The sequence below is a fragment of the Bradyrhizobium sp. i1.15.2 genome, from assembly GCF_040548425.1.
GTDB lineage: Bacteria > Pseudomonadota > Alphaproteobacteria > Rhizobiales > Xanthobacteraceae > Bradyrhizobium > Bradyrhizobium canariense.
Map to the genome: position 1 here is coordinate 186,556 of NZ_JBEPRQ010000001.1, position 17,908 is coordinate 204,463.

The 17,908-nt window shown below is 64.4% G+C and carries 15 protein-coding genes; 7 read left to right on the top strand and 8 right to left on the bottom strand.

Annotated features, from left to right (window positions below):
* Positions 1–45: 45 nt before the first annotated feature.
* The 5 genes from ABIB80_RS00955 to ABIB80_RS00975 all read left to right on the top strand — a co-directional run bounded on the left by ABIB80_RS00955 (position 46) and on the right by ABIB80_RS00975 (position 6,538).
* Complete coding sequence (locus ABIB80_RS00955; protein ID WP_354126866.1) at positions 46–1,842, top strand: glucan ABC transporter ATP-binding protein/ permease; 1,797 nt, start codon at positions 46–48, stop codon at positions 1,840–1,842.
* Between the two features lie 199 nt (positions 1,843–2,041).
* Complete coding sequence (locus tag ABIB80_RS00960) at positions 2,042–3,499, top strand: D-alanyl-D-alanine carboxypeptidase family protein (RefSeq protein WP_354126867.1); 1,458 nt, start codon at positions 2,042–2,044, stop codon at positions 3,497–3,499.
* Positions 3,500–3,689: 190 nt separating this feature from the next.
* Positions 3,690–5,375 carry a long-chain fatty acid--CoA ligase gene (locus ABIB80_RS00965; RefSeq protein ID WP_219680612.1) on the top strand — a complete coding sequence of 562 codons (1,686 nt, stop codon included), beginning with the start codon at positions 3,690–3,692 and terminating at the stop codon, positions 5,373–5,375.
* A gap of 15 nt (positions 5,376–5,390) precedes the next feature.
* A complete protein-coding gene (locus ABIB80_RS00970) occupies positions 5,391–5,945 on the top strand; it encodes a DUF924 family protein (RefSeq protein WP_354126868.1) in 555 nt (184 codons plus the stop codon).
* Positions 5,946–6,052: 107 nt separating this feature from the next.
* On the top strand, positions 6,053–6,538 hold the full coding sequence (locus ABIB80_RS00975) for a peroxiredoxin (protein ID WP_007597501.1): 486 nt from the start codon (positions 6,053–6,055) through the stop codon (positions 6,536–6,538).
* 165 nt (positions 6,539–6,703) lie between these two features.
* Here the strand turns inward: ABIB80_RS00975 and rnhA are convergent, their stop codons facing one another.
* From rnhA to ispH, 3 genes are read right to left on the bottom strand one after another with little or no spacing between them, the layout of a single operon-like run.
* Positions 6,704–7,168 (bottom strand): ribonuclease HI, encoded by a 465-nt coding sequence (gene rnhA, locus ABIB80_RS00980; protein ID WP_007597503.1) that lies wholly within the window; start codon positions 7,166–7,168, stop codon positions 6,704–6,706.
* Positions 7,165–8,148: a homoserine kinase gene (locus ABIB80_RS00985; protein ID WP_354126869.1), complete on the bottom strand. Its 984-nt coding sequence runs from the start codon at positions 8,146–8,148 to the stop codon at positions 7,165–7,167. The genes rnhA and ABIB80_RS00985 overlap by 4 nt, the downstream gene beginning before the upstream one ends.
* A 6-nt stretch (positions 8,149–8,154) precedes the next feature.
* Complete coding sequence (ispH, locus tag ABIB80_RS00990; protein ID WP_007597506.1) at positions 8,155–9,123, bottom strand: 4-hydroxy-3-methylbut-2-enyl diphosphate reductase; 969 nt, start codon at positions 9,121–9,123, stop codon at positions 8,155–8,157.
* 253 nt (positions 9,124–9,376) lie between these two features.
* Here ispH and ABIB80_RS00995 point away from each other — a divergent pair, with 253 nt between their 5' ends.
* Entirely contained in the window at positions 9,377–10,072 is a 696-nt protein-coding gene (locus tag ABIB80_RS00995) for a DUF1013 domain-containing protein (protein ID WP_007597507.1), read from the top strand.
* A gap of 269 nt (positions 10,073–10,341) precedes the next feature.
* Here the strand turns inward: ABIB80_RS00995 and ABIB80_RS01000 are convergent, their stop codons facing one another.
* The 5 genes from ABIB80_RS01000 to ABIB80_RS01020 form a co-directional block, all read right to left on the bottom strand.
* Entirely contained in the window at positions 10,342–11,088 is a 747-nt protein-coding gene (locus ABIB80_RS01000) for an OmpW/AlkL family protein (protein ID WP_354126870.1), read from the bottom strand.
* A gap of 163 nt (positions 11,089–11,251) precedes the next feature.
* Positions 11,252–11,512, bottom strand: coding sequence for a hypothetical protein (locus ABIB80_RS01005; protein WP_007597509.1), 261 nt, complete (start codon positions 11,510–11,512; stop codon positions 11,252–11,254).
* A 169-nt stretch (positions 11,513–11,681) separates the two neighbouring features.
* Positions 11,682–13,616, bottom strand: coding sequence for a propionyl-CoA synthetase (locus tag ABIB80_RS01010; protein WP_354126871.1), 1,935 nt, complete (start codon positions 13,614–13,616; stop codon positions 11,682–11,684).
* Between the two features lie 145 nt (positions 13,617–13,761).
* Positions 13,762–15,147, bottom strand: coding sequence for a tetratricopeptide repeat protein (locus tag ABIB80_RS01015; RefSeq protein WP_354126873.1), 1,386 nt, complete (start codon positions 15,145–15,147; stop codon positions 13,762–13,764).
* Positions 15,148–15,279: 132 nt separating this feature from the next.
* Positions 15,280–16,038, bottom strand: coding sequence for a tetratricopeptide repeat protein (locus tag ABIB80_RS01020; protein ID WP_007597512.1), 759 nt, complete (start codon positions 16,036–16,038; stop codon positions 15,280–15,282).
* Positions 16,039–16,133: 95 nt separating this feature from the next.
* On the opposite strand from ABIB80_RS01020, the gene ABIB80_RS01025 reads away from it, so the two are divergent.
* A complete protein-coding gene (locus tag ABIB80_RS01025; protein WP_088941041.1) occupies positions 16,134–17,711 on the top strand; it encodes a cation:proton antiporter in 1,578 nt (525 codons plus the stop codon).
* Positions 17,712–17,908 lie beyond the last annotated feature (197 nt).

A 17,908-nucleotide genomic window follows, 5' to 3' on the forward strand; every position in this document is an offset into this window, starting at 1 on the left:
CTGATTAGAGTATGGGCTCACTCCAGCCGCCCGAGCTCCTCGCCCATGCCCATTCTCCGCCTCTACACCCGTGTTCTCGAGCTGCTCGGCAAGGAGGCACGGCTGGGCTGGCTGCTCGCGATCGTCAATCTCCTGCTTGCGGGTTCGCAATTCGCCGAGCCGGTGCTGTTCGGCCGGATCGTCGACGTGCTCTCCGGCAAGACGGTCGCAGGCTCCAACTCGGCCTGGCCGTTCCTGGTTGCATGGGTTGCGTTCGGACTGTTCACCATCGCCTGCAGCGCGCTCGTGGCGTTGCAGGCCGACCGGCTCTCCCACCGGCAGCGGCAAGCGGTCCTGACGGATTATTTCGAGCACATCCTGCAACTGCCGCTGACCTTCCACTCCGGCACCCATTCGGGCCGGCTGATGAAGGTCATGCTCAACGGCACCGATGCGCTGTGGCGGCTGTGGCTGGGCTTCTTCCGCGAGCATTTTGCTGCGATCCTCTCAGTCGTGGTGCTGCTGCCGCTGTCGCTCTACCTCAACTGGCGGCTTGCAATCCTGCTGTTCGTGCTCTGCATCGTCTTCACCGCGCTGACCACCTTCGTGGTGCGCAAGACATTCGGCATGCAGATGGACGTCGAAGAGCAATACAGCGAGCTCTCCGCACGCGCTTCGGATGCGCTCGGCAATGTCGCGCTGGTGCAGAGCTTCGTCCGCGTCGAATCCGAGGTACAGGGTTTGCGCTCCGTTGCCGACCAATTGCTTGCAGCCCAGATGCCGGTGCTGTCGTGGTGGGCGCTCGTCACCGTCATCACGCGCGCCTCCACCACGATCACGGTGCTCGCGATCTTCGCTTTCGGCATCGCGCTGCACGACCAGGGGCTGACCTCGGTCGGCGAGATCGTGATGTTCGTGAGCTTCGCGACGCTTCTGATCCAGAAGCTGGAGCAGGTCGTGAGCTTCATCAACAACGTGTTCATGGAAGCCCCGCGCCTGCGCGAGTTCTTCAACGTGCTCGATGCGGTGCCTGCGGTGCACGACCGGCACGACGCGATCGATGCGGGTCGGCTCTCCGGCCTCGTCGAATTCAACGACGTCACCTTCTCCTATGACGGCAAGCGGCCGGCGGTCGAGGATCTCTCCTTCACCGCGCTTCCCGGCCAGACCATCGCGCTGGTCGGCGCGACCGGCGCCGGAAAATCCACCGCGATTGCGCTGTTGCATCGCGCCTTCGATCCGCAGTCCGGCTTCATCAGGATCGACGGCATGGACGTGCGCGGGGTGACGCTGACATCGCTGCGGCGGAACATCGGCGTGGTCTTTCAGGAGGCGCTGCTGTTCAACCGCTCGATCGCGGAGAATTTGCGCGTCGGCAAGCCTGATGCCACCGAGGCCGAGATGCGCAAGGCGGCGGAGCGTGCGCAGGCGCTCGAATTCATCGAGCGCAGCGGCGGCTTCGAGACCAATGCCGGCGAGCGCGGCCGCATGCTGTCCGGCGGCGAGCGCCAGCGGCTGTCGATCGCCCGTGCACTGCTGAAGGATCCGCCGATCCTGATCCTGGACGAGGCGACCAGCGCACTCGACGCCGTCACCGAGGCGAAGGTAAATACCGCTCTCGACGAAGTGATGAAGGGCCGCACCACCTTCGTGATCGCCCACCGTCTCTCCACCATCCGCAATGCCACGCGCATCCTGGTATTCGAGAACGGGCGTGTGATCGAAAGCGGAACTTTTGATGAACTCGTGGCCAAAGGCGGCCATTTCGCCGACCTCGCCAGGGCCCAGTTCATGGTTCAGGAGAGCGCACGGGCCAGCGTGACAGCGGCTGAGGCTGCTGCGACTGCCGCCAAATCGCCTTAGCAAGCCTTGGCAAGTCCCCATCGTATCGTCGAAATTCGGCCCATTTCATTGCGGAATACCCCGCTGATGCCCCTATTCCCGACGCACCAGCCGGTATAGGTTTGCGGCGCCGCAAGCGGCGGCGCTGGATTTCAGAACCGAACATCAGATCACGAGAGCCGACCGGAACCGGCGGGTCTCCAAGGACCGGAATCGGATAGTGCACGCTCTTCGCCCGCTGCTTCGTCAATCCTTGTTCAACCTGCTCGCCGCGGCACTCGCATGCGGCGCATTGCTCGTGCCGCGCGCGGCGAGCGCCGAAGCGCTGCTCCTGATCGAGGCCGATAGCGGCAAGGTGCTGCAGGCGGAAAACGCGACCATTCCCTGGTATCCGGCTTCCGTCACCAAGATCATGACCGCCTATGTGACGCTGAAGGCGGTCAAGGACGGCAAGCTCACACTCGACACACTGCTCACGGTGTCGCCGACGGCAGCTTCGCAGTCGCCCTCGAAGATGGGGTTTCGACCGGGAACGCAGCTTACCGTCGACAACGCACTCAAGATGATGATGGTGAAATCGGCGAATGACATGGCCGTCGTGCTCGCCGAAGGCGTCGGCGGTTCGATCGACGGCTTCTCGGCGCTGATGAACGACACCGCGCAGAAGCTCGGCATGACGCAGACGAGCTACGTCAATCCGAACGGCCTGCCCGCCGACGGACAGATCACCTCCGCGCGGGATCTCGGCATTCTCGCGCGCTCGTTCCTGCGCGACCTGCCCGAGTACGAGTATTTCGTGCACATTCCGGCTATCCGCTTCGGCAAGCGTGTCACCGGCAATTTCAACAAGCTGATCGGCCGCTATCCCGGCGCCGACGGTTTCAAGACCGGCTTCATCTGCGCCTCCGGCTACAACCTCGTCGCATCGGCCACCCGCAACGGCCGCCGGCTGATCGCCGTCGTGCTGGGCGCCAACTCCGGGACCGCGCGCGCGGTGAAGGCAGCGCAGCTGCTGGAGCGCGGCTTCTCGCAAGACAATCTCACCTGGCTCCGCCCCTCGCTCGGCACGGTCGACAAGCTGGTGCCGGTCGACGCCTCGCCGCCGAACCTGCGTGACGACATGTGCGGCGGCCATCGCAAGCGGCCGGCCAGCGACGATGACGACGCGCTGATCGCGACCAATGGCGGCACGTCCGGGTCCGCCTCGGCCACGGGCGGCGAAGCCCAGGTCACCTTCTTCACGGCCGGGCTTCAGCCGCCCCTGATGAAGGCCTCCGAGCTGATGGCCTCGGCCCCGGCGGCGGCCGAGCCCGTGCTGGTGTATACCGGTCCGACCCGCACCGGGACCGCCCTGATCGCGGCGGTCGCGGCCGATGCCGACCAGCAGGCCACGCCAAAGCCGCGTGGCAAGAAGTCGCGCGTCGCCAAAAAGCCCGACGCGGCAGACAAGCCAGCAGACAAGCCGAAGGATGCCAAGACGGCGGCGGCGAAGCCCGATGCCAAGCCGGTGGCGGCCGCCAAGCCGGCCGACGGCAAGTCCGCAGTCAAGCCGGCCGGCACCAAGCATGCCGCAGCCAAGCCCGATGCGGTGGCAAAGCCTGCGGTGAGCGGCGAGGCAACCAAGCCCGCCAAGCCCAAGGCCGCGACCAAGCCCGCCAAGCCGGCCAACAACAGTTAACGGCCGACGCGAGACGAGACCGCGCCGCACTTCGCACTTGCGGCAGCGCCGTTTGCGAGGATTCCGGTAGCCACTCCCTGGCGTTTATCCTAAGCCTCGACCGCTTGCCACCCGTTCCGGCAGGCTCGATACTGACGGCAATGAGGCAAGCCCGAGACACAACGGGCTCTGGTCAATGAGGGGAGTTTCCATGGAGCGCATCTGGCTTAAGCAATATCCGCCCGGCGTCCCCGCCGATATCGAGCCGACGCAATATTCATCGCTGGTCGACCTCCTGGAGGAGAGCTTCGCCAAGTTCGCCGACCGCAAGGCGTTCATCTGCATGGACAAGTCGATCAGCTATCGCGACCTCGACCAGATGTCGCTGGCGATGGCGTCCTACCTGCAAGGGCGAGGCCTGCAACGCGGCGCCCGCGTCGCGATCATGATGCCGAATGTGCTGCAATATCCGGTCGCGACCGCAGCCGTACTGCGCGCCGGTTTCGCGGTGGTCAATGTCAATCCGCTCTACACGCCGCGCGAGCTCGAGCACCAGCTCAAGGATTCCGGCGCCGAAGCCATCATCGTGCTGGAGAATTTCGCCCACACCGTCGAGCAGGTGATCGCGAAGACGCAAGTCAAGCACGTCATCGTCGGCAGCATGGGCGACCTGCTCGGCTTCAAGGGCGTGATCGTCAATCTGGTCGTCCGCCGCGTCAAGAAGATGGTGCCGGCCTGGTCGCTGCCAGGCGCGGTGTCCTTCAACGACGCGATCTCCGCCGGCCGCTCTCTGGCATTCAACAAGCCGAAGCTGTCGCCCGGCGACGTCGCCTTCCTGCAATATACCGGCGGCACCACCGGCGTGTCCAAGGGTGCCACCTTGCTTCATCGTAACATCGTCGCCAACGTCCTGCAGAACGACGCCTGGCTGCAGCCGGCGATGGCCGCGCCGCCGCATGTCGATCAACTCATGGTCGTCTGCGCGCTGCCGCTCTATCACATCTTCGCGCTGACGGCCTGCTATCTGCTCGCGGTGCGCGCCGGCGGCTGCAATCTCCTGATCCCCAACCCGCGGGACATCCCGGGCTTCATCAAGGAATTGGCGAAGTACCAGGTCAACAACTTCCCGGCCGTGAACACGCTCTACAACGGCCTGATGCATCATCCCGACTTCAAGAAGCTCGATTTCTCCAAGCTGAAGATCTCGAATGGTGGCGGCATGGCGGTGCAGCGCCCCGTCGCCGAGCAGTGGAAGGCGATCACGGGCTGCTCCATCGCCGAAGGCTACGGCCTGTCGGAGACGTCTCCGACGCTGACCTGCAACACCACGACCGATCCCGAGTTCAACGGCACCATCGGCATCCCCGTGCCCTCGACCTGGATCTCGATCCGCGACGACGACGGCAACGAGATGCCGCTCGGCCAGCCCGGCGAGATCTGCGCCAAGGGTCCGCAGGTGATGTCGGGCTATTGGAACAGGCCGGAGGAGACCGCCAAGGTGATGACCGCAGACGGCTATTTCCGCACCGGCGACATCGGCATCATGGACGAGAAAGGCTACACCAAGATCGTCGACCGCAAGAAGGACATGATCCTGGTCTCCGGCTTCAACGTCTATCCGAACGAGATCGAGGAAGTGATCGCGAGCAACCCGGGGGTGCTCGAATGCGCCGTCATCGGCATTCCCGATTCCAAGTCGGGAGAGGCGGTGAAGGCGTTCGTGGTCAAGAAGGACCCGAACCTCACGGCGGAGGCCTTGGTCAAATTCTGCCAGGAGCAGTTGACGGGCTACAAGGTGCCCAAGCACATCGAATTCCGCACCGACCTGCCGAAGACCAATGTCGGCAAGATCCTGCGCCGGCAGCTGCGCGACGAGAAGAAGGCGGAGGCGGCGTAAGCGCCTCTTTCGTTCATGACCGACGACAGCATCATCAGTCCGGCCGGCATCCTCGCCTTCTGGCGCGAGGCCGGCCGCGATGCCTGGTACGAGCGCGACGACGCATTCGACGCGGAGGTCAGGCGCCGCTTTCTCGCGCTGTGGCAGAAGGCGGTCGCCGGCGAGCTCTCGTCGTGGGAGGAGACCGACGAGGGCGCACTCGCGCTCGTCATCGTGCTCGACCAGTTTCCGCGCAACATGTTCCGGGGCACGGCGCAGGCCTTTGCCAGCGACGCGCTCGCGCGCGACGTCGCCCGCCGCGCCATTGCGCGGGGTGCAGATCAAAGGATCGATCCGGTCCTGCTCGAATTCCTCTATTTGCCCTTCATGCATTCCGAGCACCTGCCCGACCAATTGCACTGCGTCGCGCTGTTTCAAAACACCGAGAATACCGAAAACCTGAAATACGCGCGTGAGCACGCCGACATCATCCGGCGGTTTGGCCGCTTCCCCCACCGCAACCGCCTGCTCGGCCGCGACACCACCCCGGACGAGCAGGCCTTCCTCGACGGCGGCGGGTTCGCCGGCTGATGACATAATGGTGAAGGGTCCCGCCCTCACCGCCTGCCCTACCGGCAACATTGTGCAGCGCCGCCGCACGGTCTAAAAAGCGGGACCGATTTTCAGGGAGACTGACGATGGCGATCCAGACTGGCGACAAGCTGCCCGAGGCGAAATTCCGCGTGATGACGGCCGAAGGCCCGCAGGTGAAGACCACCGACGACATCTTCAAGGGCAAGAAAGTGGCGCTATTCGCGGTGCCCGGCGCCTATACCGGCACCTGCCACAAGATGCATCTGCCGAGCATCTTCCTCAACGCCTACGCCATGAAGGACAAGGGCGTCGACACCATCGCCATCGTCTCCGTCAACGACGCCTTCGTCATGAACGCGTGGAAGCGCGACACCGACCAGCGCGACGAGGCCATCTTCCTCGCCGACGGCAATGCCGACTTCGCCAAGGCGATCGGCATGGAGCTCGACGCCTCCGGCAACGGTCTCGGCATCCGCTCCAAGCGCTATTCGATGTTGGTCGAGGACGGCGTGGTCAAGAAGCTGAACCTCGAGGCGATGCCCGGCAAGGTCGAGGTGTCCGGCGGCGATACGCTGCTCGGGCAGCTGTAAGCGGCCACCGCTTTCAGCCACAAACGACACTGTCATGCCCCGCGAAAGCGGTGCATCCAGTATTCCAGAGACAGTTGTTGTTGAATCGAGAGGCCGCGGCGTACTGGATCGCCCGGTCAAGCCGGGCGATGACGGCGGAACATGAGGAAGGAGCGCGGATCCGCGCTACTCCGCCACCCGCGCCTGCAACCGCGCCTTCACGATGCCGTCCCGCGCGAGCTGATCGGCGCGTTCGTTCTCGGGATGCCCTGCGTGGCCTTTGACCCAGTGCCAGCGCACGTCATGAGCCTTCAGCGCAGCATCGAGGCGCTGCCATAGCTCGACATTCTTCACCGGCTTCTTGTCGGCGGTGCGCCAGCCGTTGCGCTTCCAGCCGTGAATCCAGCCGGTGATGCCCTGACGGACATATTGGCTGTCGGTATAGAGATCGACCGTGCACGGCTTCTTCAGCGCTTCCAACGCGGAGATCGCCGCCATCAATTCCATCTGGTTGTTGGTGGTGTGGCGCTCACCACCGTTCAGTTCTTTTTCCTTGTCGCCGAACTTCAGGATCGCGCCCCAGCCGCCGGGCCCCGGATTTCCCGAGCAGGCGCCGTCGGTGTAGATCGTGACAATCGGAAGCTCGCTCACGCCACCAGCCCCGACGGCATCAGCCCGTAGTCGCGCACGCTGGAAACGCTCTGGTGGAAGCGCAGCTTGCGGACATATTCCAGCGGATCCTTCGGCCGAACCAGCGCGCCGGGCGGAACGTTGAGCCAGTCGACCAGCCGCGTCAGCAGGAACCGCATCGCGGCGCCGCGCGCGAGCAGCGGCAGCGCTGCCTCTTCCGCCTCGGACAGCTTTCGCACACGGCCATAGGCGTTGAGGAAGGCCCGCGCCTTGGTGACGTTGAAGGAATGATCCGGTTCGAAGCACCAGGCGTTGAGACAGATCGCGACGTCATAAGCCAGCATATCATTGCAGGCGAAAGTGAAGTCGATGATTCCGGAGAGCTTGTCGCCGAGGAAGAAGACGTTGTCGTTGAAGAGGTCGGCGTGGATCACGCCTTCAGGCAGCTGCGTCGGCCAGATCCCGCTCTCGAGGTAGTCGAGCTCGTGGCTCAGGAACGCGCGCAGGCCGGGCTGCACCTCGTCGGCCCGCTGTGACGCGGCATCGAACAGCGGCCGCCAGCCCGGGACCGACAGCGCGTTCGCACGCCTGATCGCGAAATTCGCGCTCGCCAGATGCATCCTGGCGAGCCCCTCGCCGACGCCGGCGCAATGGGCCGCGTTCGGCTTGCGCGGCCAGACGCCCTCGAGAAAGGTGATGATCGCGGCCGGCCGGCCCGACAGCTCGCGCAACGCCTCGCCGTCCGTTCCCTTCACCGGCAGCGGGCAGTTGACGCCGTGCTCGACCAGATGCGCCATCAGTGCGAGGAAGAACGGCAGATCGTTCTTCGCCACGCGCTTCTCATAGAGCGTGAGGATGAACGATCCCTTGGTCGTATGCAGCAGGAAGTTGGAATTTTCGACGCCCTCGGCGATGCCCTTGTACGAGAGCAACTCGCCGAGATCGTATTGGTTGAGGAAGTCCGCAAGCTCGTCGGCGGCAACGTCGGTGTAGACCGCCATGAAGATCTACTCGGCGGCGGCTTCGGGGCGCACCTGACGCGGCAGCGGGAAGAACTCGTTCTCTTCCGCGGCCGAGACCGTCTCCACATGCAGCGTGAAGCGCTCGGCGAACGCGTCCATGATCTCCTCGACGATCACTTCCGGTGCCGAGGCCCCCGCGGTGATGCCGAGGCTGGTGATGTTCTCGAACCGCTTCCAGTCGATTTCGGTGGCGCGCTGCGCCAGCACGGCGATCGGGCAACCCTCGCGTTCGGCGACCTCGCGCAGGCGCTGCGAGTTCGACGAGTTCGGCGCACCGACCACGATCAGGGCGTCGACCACCGGCGCCACCTTCTTCACCGCGAGCTGGCGGTTGGTGGTGGCGTAGCAGATGTCTTCCTTGTGCGGCCCGTTGATGTTCGGGAAGCGCTCCTTCAGGAGCGCCACGATCTCCGCGGTGTCGTCGATCGACAGCGTGGTCTGGGTCACGAAGGCGAGGTTGTTCGGGTCCTTCGGGGCGATGGTCTTCGCGTCCTCGGCGGTCTCGATCAGGGTCACGGCGCCGGTCGGGAGCTGGCCGAGCGTGCCCACCACCTCGGGATGATGGGAATGGCCGATCAGGAAGATCTCGCGGCCGCGCTTGAAGTGGATCGCGGCCTCGCGGTGGACCTTGGTGACCAGGGGGCAGGTCGCATCCAGCGAGAACAAATTGCGGGACGTGGCGTCGGCCGGAACCGATTTCGGCACGCCATGGGCCGAGAACACCACCGGCGCGGTGGTGTTTTCCGGGATCTCGGCGAGTTCCTCGACGAAGATCGCGCCCTTCTTCTTCAACCCATCGACGACGTATTTGTTATGCACAATCTCATGGCGAACATAGACGGGGGCGCCGTATTTATCGAGCGCCCGTTCCACGGTATCGATCGCCCGGACCACCCCGGCGCAGAAGCCACGGGGAGAACAAAGCACGATCTTGAGGTCTGGTTTGGCTGACATTGAGCGATCTCGGGACCGAATCACCTCGCCAAATGGGCGGGAAGCGGTCGATGAATGAATAGGGCTTGGGTACGGTCTTACAGGGACTTCAGAGGGAATTGGGCCCCCTTTCGGGCGCTGTCAAGGCACTATCTATAGCAGAACCATTGCGTGGCTACCCCCTCCGGGCTTATATAGCGCGAATTCCCAGTCATCGCTGATGACCACCGGTTTCGCCTCCAAAGGGGTGGGCGAAGCACAAAGGAGATTTGCCATGAGCAACGCACCTCTGATGCCCAAGGCGACCGCCGTCTGGCTGCTCGACAACACCGCGCTGACCTTCGATCAGGTCGCCGATTTCACCAAAATGCACCCCCTCGAGGTGCGCGCGATCGCCGATGGCGACGCCGCCCAGGGCATCAAGGGCATGGATCCCCTCTCCAACGGCCAGCTGACCCGCGAGGAGATCGAGAAGGGCGAGAACAACCCGGACTACCGGCTCCGACTCCAGGAGAGTAAGGTGGTGCTGCCGCCGCAACCCAAGCGCAAGGGCCCGCGCTACACCCCAGTCTCGCGCCGCCACGAACGCCCGAGCGCCATCCTCTGGCTGCTGCGCAACCATCCCGAGCTCAAGGACGCCCAGATCATGCGCCTGGTCGGCACGACCAAGAGCACGATCGCCAGTGTCCGCGATCGCACCCACTGGAACACGTCTCAGCTGACGCCGATTGATCCCGTCACTCTCGGCCTCTGCTCGCAGATCGAGCTCGATTTCGAGGTCGCGCGCGCGGCCAAGGAAAAGCCGATCGACGCGGCCTATGGCGGCGCCACCCTGCTGCCGGCCTCCGAAACCACCAAGAAGGACGAGTACGAACCCGCCGAGAGGTCCAGCGACGATCTCAACGTCGATGCCGTGTTCGCCAAGCTGAAGACACTCGGCGGCAAGAAGCAGGACCAGGAGGAGGAGTAATCCTTCCGCTCCTCATTCGTGAACCCAACAAAAACGCGGCAGGGAAACCTGCCGCGTTTTTATTTTGCATCTGCAAAACGACTGACAACGCATACCCTCCGGCGTCGTCCTGGCGAAAGCCAGGACCCATTACCCCAAGGAGGAATTTGGTGAAGACTCGTCGCTCGGTTCTCCTACCGCGCTCAGTCGATAGATTCCGCGGTATGGGTCCTGGCATTCGCCAGGACGACGTTAGGGCGACAGTGTGCCTCCCTAAGGCAACAACAACTTCAGAACTTATACGTCACACCACCGCCGACCAGCCACGGGTCGATATGCGCAGTGCCGGTAACCGGCAGCCCACTGACCGTCGCCGAATAGTCCGGCCGCAACCAGAGCTTCTTGACGTCGACGTTGAGGCCCCAGTGCCGATCGAGCATGTAGTCGAAGCCGAGCTGCACCGCGCCACCGAAGGCGTTGCTGACATGCAGGCTCGTGGTGGTGGCGACAATCGCGGGCGGACCTGCGATGACGGCCGGCGTATTGGCGGCGGAGTTGCTGAAGAACATTGTGTAGTTCACGCCGGCACCGATATACGGCTTGAATGCGCCGAAATTGTCGAAGTGATATTGCAGGGTCAGCGTCGGCGGCAGCAGCGTAGTCTTGCCGATCGGCAGATTTGCGAGCGAGCCGGTGCCGCTGATCGAATGCCGGGTTACGCCCAGGATCAGCTCGGCCGCGATGTTCCTGGTGAAGAAATAGCTGATGTCGAGCTCAGGCACGACCTGGTCGCTGATCGAGAGGCCCGAATTCGGCGACGACAGTGACGGAACGCCGGCGACATTGACGGTCGAGCCGCCCGCATCCGGCAACACGCCTAGCACCCGCAAGCGTACCATCCAGGGATTGAAGGCTTCTACCGGCGGCGGCGCTTTTTTGTAGATCGGCAAATCGGCGGCCTGTGCCGAGGCAAAAGCCCCCGCCAGCGCCGCACCTAGCGCCGCGAGCCGCGCCACGTTTCTTATTATTCCGTCCATTGCATTCCCCTTCAGCCATTTGCGCGCTTCGTTGCGCGACATCAGCGTCAGAGCAGAAAGGCAGTGGTGAAGGATTTGATGCCGATCAAATCAGGACAAGTGCGATTGCGATTTGGCTGCGGCGTTGCAGATCTGTCGCGGCAGGATAATGCCACGGCTTACATCATGGCCGGTCCGGATGGTTCAGCATGTATTCGCCGAGGTCGCGCTGGCGGCGGTCGGCGCGGGTGGTCGCGGCGCTGCGCTGGACGTCGCGGTCCTTGCGGCAGGCCACGTATTCAGGCGAGCCGGCCGCATAGCCGCGGCTCTGGCAGACCGCGTCGTCATCATCGCCGCCCATCGCCACCGGCGTCTGGTAGCGCGCGGAGCAGGCGGAGAGAATGAGGCCCGCAAATGCAATCGCTAGGAACGGCTTCGAATTCATGGCAGGCCCTTCATCCTCATGGTGAGGAGCCCGCGCAGCGGGCGTCTCGAACCATGCAGGCCAAGCTGGAGCAGCGGGGCCTTTCATCCTTCGAGACGCGCGCCAGGCGCGCTCCTCAGGATGAGGATTGAGCGGAAAAATGCGGCCTATTCAAGCCCCATTGCAAACCTCACACCCGCCCCTTCAGCGCATCGCCGATCTCGTCGAGCACCTTGGGGTCCTCAATCGTCGCCGGCATGGTCCAGGCTTCACCATCTGCGATCTTCTTGATGGTGCCGCGCAAGATCTTTCCGGAGCGCGTCTTGGGCAGGCGCCCGACGGTGATGGCGAGCTTGAACGCGGCAACGGGACCGAGCTTGTCGCGCACCAGCGCGATGATCTCCTTCTCGATCTCGGCGGGGGCCCGCTTCACACCCGCCTTGAGCACCAGGAAGCCGCAGGGTACCTCACCTTTGATCGCGTCCTTGACGCCGAGCACGGCGCATTCGGCGACATCGGGATGCGAAGCCAGGATCTCCTCCATGCCGCCGGTGGAGAGCCGATGGCCGGCGACGTTGATGATGTCGTCGGTGCGGCCCATGACGAAGACATAGCCGTCCTCGTCCTTGTAGCCGGCATCCGATGTTTTGTAGTAGCCGGGGAATTCGGTGAGGTAGGCTTCCTTAAACCGTTCGTCCTGATTCCACAGTGTCGGCAGGCAGCCCGGCGGCATCGGAAGCTTGATGACGATCGAGCCCATGGTGTTCGGACCGACCGGCTTTGCCGCTTCGTCGACCACGTCGACCTGGTAGCCCGGCATCGGCACCGTCGGCGATCCGTGCTTCACCGGCAGCTGGCCTAAGCCAACCGGATTGCCGGCGATGCACCAGCCGGTCTCGGTCTGCCACCAATGGTCGATGACAGGCACTTTCAACTGCTGCTCCGCCCATTCCACCGTCGGCGGATCGGCGCGCTCGCCGGCCAGGAACAGCGTGCGGAACGTCGAGAGGTCGTACTGCCGGATGAATTTTCCTTCCGGATCTTCTTTCCGGAGCGCGCGGAACGCGGTCGGCGCAGTGAAGAAGGCGACAGCTTTGTGCTCGCTGATCACGCGCCAGAACGCGCCTGCATCGGGCGTGCCGACCGGCTTCCCCTCATACATGATCGAGGTCGCGCCGTGCAGCAGCGGGCCGTAGACGATGTAACTGTGGCCGACCACCCAGCCGATGTCGGAGCCGCACCACCAGACCTCGCCCGGCTTGACGCCATAGAGGTTGAACATGGACCATTTCACTGCGACGAGATGGCCGCCATTGTCCCGCACGACGCCCTTGGGAATGCCGGTCGTGCCTGACGTATAGAGGATGTAGAGCGGATCGGTGGCGGCGACGGGCACGCAAGGCGCCTGCTTGCCGTCGTTCATCGCCTTGCGGCGCAGGCCCGCCCAATCATAGTCACGGCCGGGCGTGAGGGCGCAGACGAGCTGCGGACGTTGCAGCACGATGCAGGCCTTCGGCTTTGCGCCCGCAAGCCTGATCGCCTCGTCGAGCAGCGGCTTGTACTGCACGATGCGGCCGGGCTCGACGCCGCAGCTCGCCGACAGGATCAACTTTGGCTGCGCATCGTCGATGCGGGTGGCGAGCTCTTTCGCGGCAAAGCCGCCGAACACCACGGAGTGCACCGCGCCAATGCGCGCGCAGGCGAGCATCGCAACGACGGCCTCCGGGACCATCGGCATATAGAGGACGACGCGATCGCCCTTGGCGACACCAAAGTCCTGCATGATGGCGGCGAGCGCCTGCACTTCGGCCAGCAGTTCGGCGTAGGTGAATCTGGTGACGCTATTTGCCAGCGGCGAATCATGGATCAGCGCGATCTGGTCGGCGCGGCCGCGTTCGACGTGGCGGTCGAGCGCGTTGTAGCAGGTGTTCACAATGCCACCGCTGAACCAGCGGCCGTAGACGCCCTGCGAGGGATCGAAGATCTTTTTTGGTGGCTCGATCCAGTCGATCTCCTTGGCCGCCTCGGCCCAAAAGCCCTCAGGGTCGGCCAGCGAGCGCGCATAAACCTCGTGATAGAGGCTCTTTCCGTCGATGTTTCCTTGGACGTTTCCTCGGACGTTCATTCCCGCGCTCCCGTTCCCTTTTATTCGCCTGGCCTTGACCTTGTGGCAGGACAAACGCCCCGCCATGACAGGGATCAAGTACCGGCCATGTTTGAGGGCTATTTTCCCGGGAATGGGCCGCGGTTCAAGCTGAAAAGAACAGTGCTCAGCTATCCATCGCGTTCAGCCGCTGCAGGCGGTCCTGCATGACCTTGCTCAGATCATAGCCGGCGCGGCCGAAGCTCGTATTGCGGGTGGCGAGGAAGTCGCGCTGGGTGCGACGGAGGTCGCCGGCCGAGCGGGACCCGGCCGATTTCAGCACGCGCTCATAAGTCTCGGCGATCTGGCGATCGAGCACACCCAGCTGCGGATCGGCACAAATCACCTTCTCGACTTCGCGCTTCGCAGTGGCACAATCGAACGACGGGCCCTTGCCGGAATTCGCCGCGAGCGGCCGCAGCGGCTCGCCGCCGAATTTCACGATCTCCGCGATCATGGCGCGGCGGCCGGCGGCAGCGTTGTCGTTGCCGGGATCGAGCCGCAGCGCGGTCTCGTAGTCGGCCAGCGCCTTCTTGCGCTCGCCCATCTTCTTGTAGAGCACGGCGCGGTTATTGTAGGTCTGCGCGAAATTCGGCTCGAGTTTCAGCGCGGCCTCGTAATCGCTCAGCGCCGCGCCAAGCTCGCCCTTGAGGTGGTAGGAGTCGCCGCGGTCAGCGAAGAAGTTCGGGCGCGGTGCCAGCCGCAGCGCCTGATCGTAATCGGCAATCGCCTTGTCGTACTCGCCCATCGCGGCCAGGGACAGCCCGCGATTGTCGTAATATTCGGGCACCCTCGGATCGAGCCTGATCGCCTCGCCGTCGTCGGCAACCGACCTCTCGAGCTGGCCGAGCTTCTTGTAGGCGGCGCCACGATTGGTGTAGCTGCGCGGCCGATTCGGATCGAGCCGCAACGCCTCGCTGAGATCGCGGATCGCGTTCTCGTTGTCGCCGCCGAGATAATAGGTCACGCCGCGGTCTGACCAGGCCTGTGCATTGTCAGGCTTCAGCTTGATCGCCTGGTCGTAATCGGCAAGCGCGCGGTCGAGCCGGCGCTGGTTGGTGTAGACCACGCCGCGCAGCTCGTAAGATTCCGAATCCTGCGGATTGAGTTCGATGGCCTTGCTGAGGTCCGCCGCGGCGCGGTTGAGATCGCCGCCGGCCTCGCGGAGGAGATCGCCGCGCAGGCGCCAGGCTTTTGCGTTCTTGCCATCGAGCGCAATGGCGCGGTCGATGTCCCGCAGCGCCTGCGTGAGGCCGCCCGAGGTCCGCGCATTGGCGTCGGCGCGCACCAGCAACGCCGCGGCGCGATCGGAGGATGGAATTGAGGCCTGGTCAATGGTGGCGCTGCAGGCCGGGATCAGCTCAGCCGGAGCGGCTTTGCTCTCCATCACGCAATCGACGCCGGCCAAGGCAGGAGCGACGAGGACGACGCTCATTGCCGCGCTGAGCAGGAGCGAGCGAAACGAGATTTTTGCAAACGAGAGCATTTGCGCGGAAGGATGCGTGCCGCACATGGCATAGAGCTCCGGGACATCAGGCTTTCACCATTGTCGCGGCGGCCAAAGAATCGGTTCAAATCGAGGCGTGCCAGCGGCGCACCGATCCTTCCCTTTTTCGACCCGCTCTTACGGGCGAGATGAGCAGCCTCAATACCCGTCCACTCCGTTCAGCCGCTGCAGCCGCTCCTGCATCGCCTTCTTCAAATCGTACCCCGGCCGGCCGAACCCCGCGTTGCGGCGGGCGATGAAATCGTCCTGCTCGCGCTGAAGCGCCTTCGCTTCGCCTGCATTGCGGGCTTCGCGCAACACGCGCGCGTTGGCGGCAAAGACCTCACGGTCGAGATCAGCGAGCTCGCGGTTGACGCAGATCGCCTTCTCGACGGGGCGGCGCGCACCCTTGCAAATGAAGCTGGGCTTGCCCGCGACCGCCATCTGCGCGCCGATCCGCTCGATCTCGCGCGCCATCGCCTTGTGATTGGCCTTGGCCTGCTCGTGGTTCGGATCGATCTTCAATGCCGCGCCGAAATCCTGCACCGCCTTGGGCTTGTCGCCCTTCCTCAGCCAGAGCTCGCCCCGCGCGTTGAAGATATCGGCGAGACCGGAATCGAGCTCCAGAGCGCGGCTGTCGTCGGCGATCGCGCGGTCGACTTGGTCGTGCCGCGCATAAAGCCCGCCGCGCGCGATCAGCGCCTTGATCAGATCGCCTTTCGCCGTCTTCTCGTTGTCGATCACGGCGGCGCAGGCCGTGGCGGCCTTGTCGATGTCGTCGGCCGCGGCAGCCGCGAGGCACGGCGCGATGTCGACCTGCGGGACCGCGGCCGGTTCGCCGCCGGTCGCGGCATGAGCCACGACGAACGAGAGCGCGAAGAGCACCCCGGCGCCGGACCATTGAATGAGAAAACGCATGCTCGTCACAGTCGGAAAATCTTGGGTTAAGGTCCGGGTTGAGGTCTTGCCTGGGGGCCGCACTATCCATCATACGGCCGGATTGGTGCTAGCTTGTGGCGCCGCTCAAATCGGTTTCGGGGATCAACGTGTCGACATTCGAATGGATCATCGTGCTTCTGCTCGGCGCCGTTGGATTATCGGCGCTGGCGCGGCGGATCAAGGTCCCCTATCCGACCTTTCTCGCGATCGGGGGCGCGCTGATCGCGTTTGTGCCGTCGAGCCCGTCCTGGACGCTGGAGCCCGACCTGGCGTTGGCTCTTTTTGTCGCACCGGTCCTGCTCGATGCCGCCTTCGACACCTCGCTGCGCGATCTCCGCAACAATTGGGTTCCGGTCTCCACTCTGGTCGTCGCCGCCGTCGGCCTGACCACGGCCGCTGTGGCCTACGTCGCCCACCGGCTGATGCCTGACATGCCCTGGGCCGCCGCGGTTGCGCTCGGCGCCATCGTGGCCCCGCCGGACGCGGCCGCTGCGGTCGCGATCCTGAGCCAGGTGAAGCTGCCTCACCGCATGGTGAAGGTCCTGGAGGGCGAGAGCCTGCTCAACGACGCGACCGCGCTCCTGATCTATCGCATCGCGGTCGGAGCGATCGCAACCGAGCATCTGGCATGGAGCCAGGTCGCGCCGACCATGGCGCTGGCCCTGGTCGGCAGCGTCGTCGCGGGCCTGGTCGCAGGCCGCATCATTCCGCTGTTCATGGAACGCGTGAAGGAGGCCCCCAGCTCGATCATCATCCAATTCGCCACGACCTTCATGGTCTGGATTGCCGCCGAGCATCTCGGTCTCTCTGGCATCCTCACCATAGTAGTCTACGGCATCACCATCGCCCGCACGGCTGGGACACGCATGCCGGCGCGGCTGCGAGTACCTTCCTATGCGGTGTGGGAAACCATGGTGTTCGTGCTCAACGTGCTCGCCTTCATGCTGATCGGCATGCAGATGCGGCCGATCTGGACGCGCCTCGATGCGGACGTGCGCTGGGAATATTGCGTGGCGGCCGCCTGGATCCTGCTCACCGTGGTCCTGGTGCGGCTGGCCTGGATTACGTTCTACCGCACGACGCTGCGCACGCTGGTGGCGCACGGCATCTATCACCCCAAGGATCCGAAGCAGGTCGCCTCGGCCAAGGGCGGCCTCATCATCTCCTGGTGCGGCATGCGCGGCTTGGTTACGCTCGCCACCGCCTTTGCCCTGCCGGAGAGCTTTCCGCATCGTGACTTCATCGTCTTCTCGGCGTTTGCCGTCGTGCTCGGCACGCTGGTCGTGCAGGGCCTGACGTTGCGGCCGCTGATCCTGGCGTTCGGCCTCAAGGACGACGATCCCGTCGGCATCGAGGTCGCGCGTGCCCGCGCCGTCGCCTATCGCGCGGCGCTCGACGCGATCGAGGACGATCCGTCGGAGGAAGCGGAAATCCTGCGGCTCGAATATCGCGCCATCCTGATGCAGGCCGACGACGATCCCCATGGCGGCATCACCAACGGCGAACTGCCGGCCGATCCCCTGCGCCGCCGCGGCATCGCGGCCGCGCGCAAGTCGATCTTCGAACTCCGCGCCACCGAGGTGATCGGCGACGACGCGTTTCACAGAATCGAGGAGGAGCTTGATCGCGCGGAATTGAGCGCGGGGGGTTAGATCCGCAAACACCGCTGTCGTCCCGGACAAGCGAAGCGCAGATCCGGGACCCATACGCCGCAGCAAGTGTTTTGCGAAGATTCGGAGTTACCAGCTTCGCGCCAAACCGCGCCCTGTGATTATGGGTCCCGGGCTCGCGCTGTGCGCGCCTCGGGACGACGGTGCAGGGACGGTTTGCTTTGAACCAAACGCCGCCT

Excerpts from the sequence above, each read along its gene's own strand:
- ABIB80_RS00955 (WP_354126866.1), top strand. The coding sequence starts at position 46 with ATGCCCATTCTCCGCCTCTACACCCGTGTTCTCGAGCTGCTCGGCAAG.
- ABIB80_RS00965 (WP_219680612.1), top strand. The coding sequence starts at position 3,690 with ATGGAGCGCATCTGGCTTAAGCAATATCCGCCCGGCGTCCCCGCCGAT.
- ABIB80_RS00970 (WP_354126868.1), top strand. The coding sequence starts at position 5,391 with ATGACCGACGACAGCATCATCAGTCCGGCCGGCATCCTCGCCTTCTGG.
- ABIB80_RS00975 (WP_007597501.1), top strand. The coding sequence starts at position 6,053 with ATGGCGATCCAGACTGGCGACAAGCTGCCCGAGGCGAAATTCCGCGTG.
- ABIB80_RS00985 (WP_354126869.1), bottom strand. The coding sequence starts at position 8,148 with ATGGCGGTCTACACCGACGTTGCCGCCGACGAGCTTGCGGACTTCCTC.
- ispH (WP_007597506.1), bottom strand. The coding sequence starts at position 9,123 with ATGTCAGCCAAACCAGACCTCAAGATCGTGCTTTGTTCTCCCCGTGGC.
- ABIB80_RS00995 (WP_007597507.1), top strand. The coding sequence starts at position 9,377 with ATGAGCAACGCACCTCTGATGCCCAAGGCGACCGCCGTCTGGCTGCTC.
- ABIB80_RS01000 (WP_354126870.1), bottom strand. The coding sequence starts at position 11,088 with ATGGACGGAATAATAAGAAACGTGGCGCGGCTCGCGGCGCTAGGTGCG.
- ABIB80_RS01005 (WP_007597509.1), bottom strand. The coding sequence starts at position 11,512 with ATGAATTCGAAGCCGTTCCTAGCGATTGCATTTGCGGGCCTCATTCTC.
- ABIB80_RS01010 (WP_354126871.1), bottom strand. The coding sequence starts at position 13,616 with ATGAACGTCCGAGGAAACGTCCAAGGAAACATCGACGGAAAGAGCCTC.
- ABIB80_RS01015 (WP_354126873.1), bottom strand. The coding sequence starts at position 15,147 with ATGTGCGGCACGCATCCTTCCGCGCAAATGCTCTCGTTTGCAAAAATC.
- ABIB80_RS01020 (WP_007597512.1), bottom strand. The coding sequence starts at position 16,038 with ATGCGTTTTCTCATTCAATGGTCCGGCGCCGGGGTGCTCTTCGCGCTC.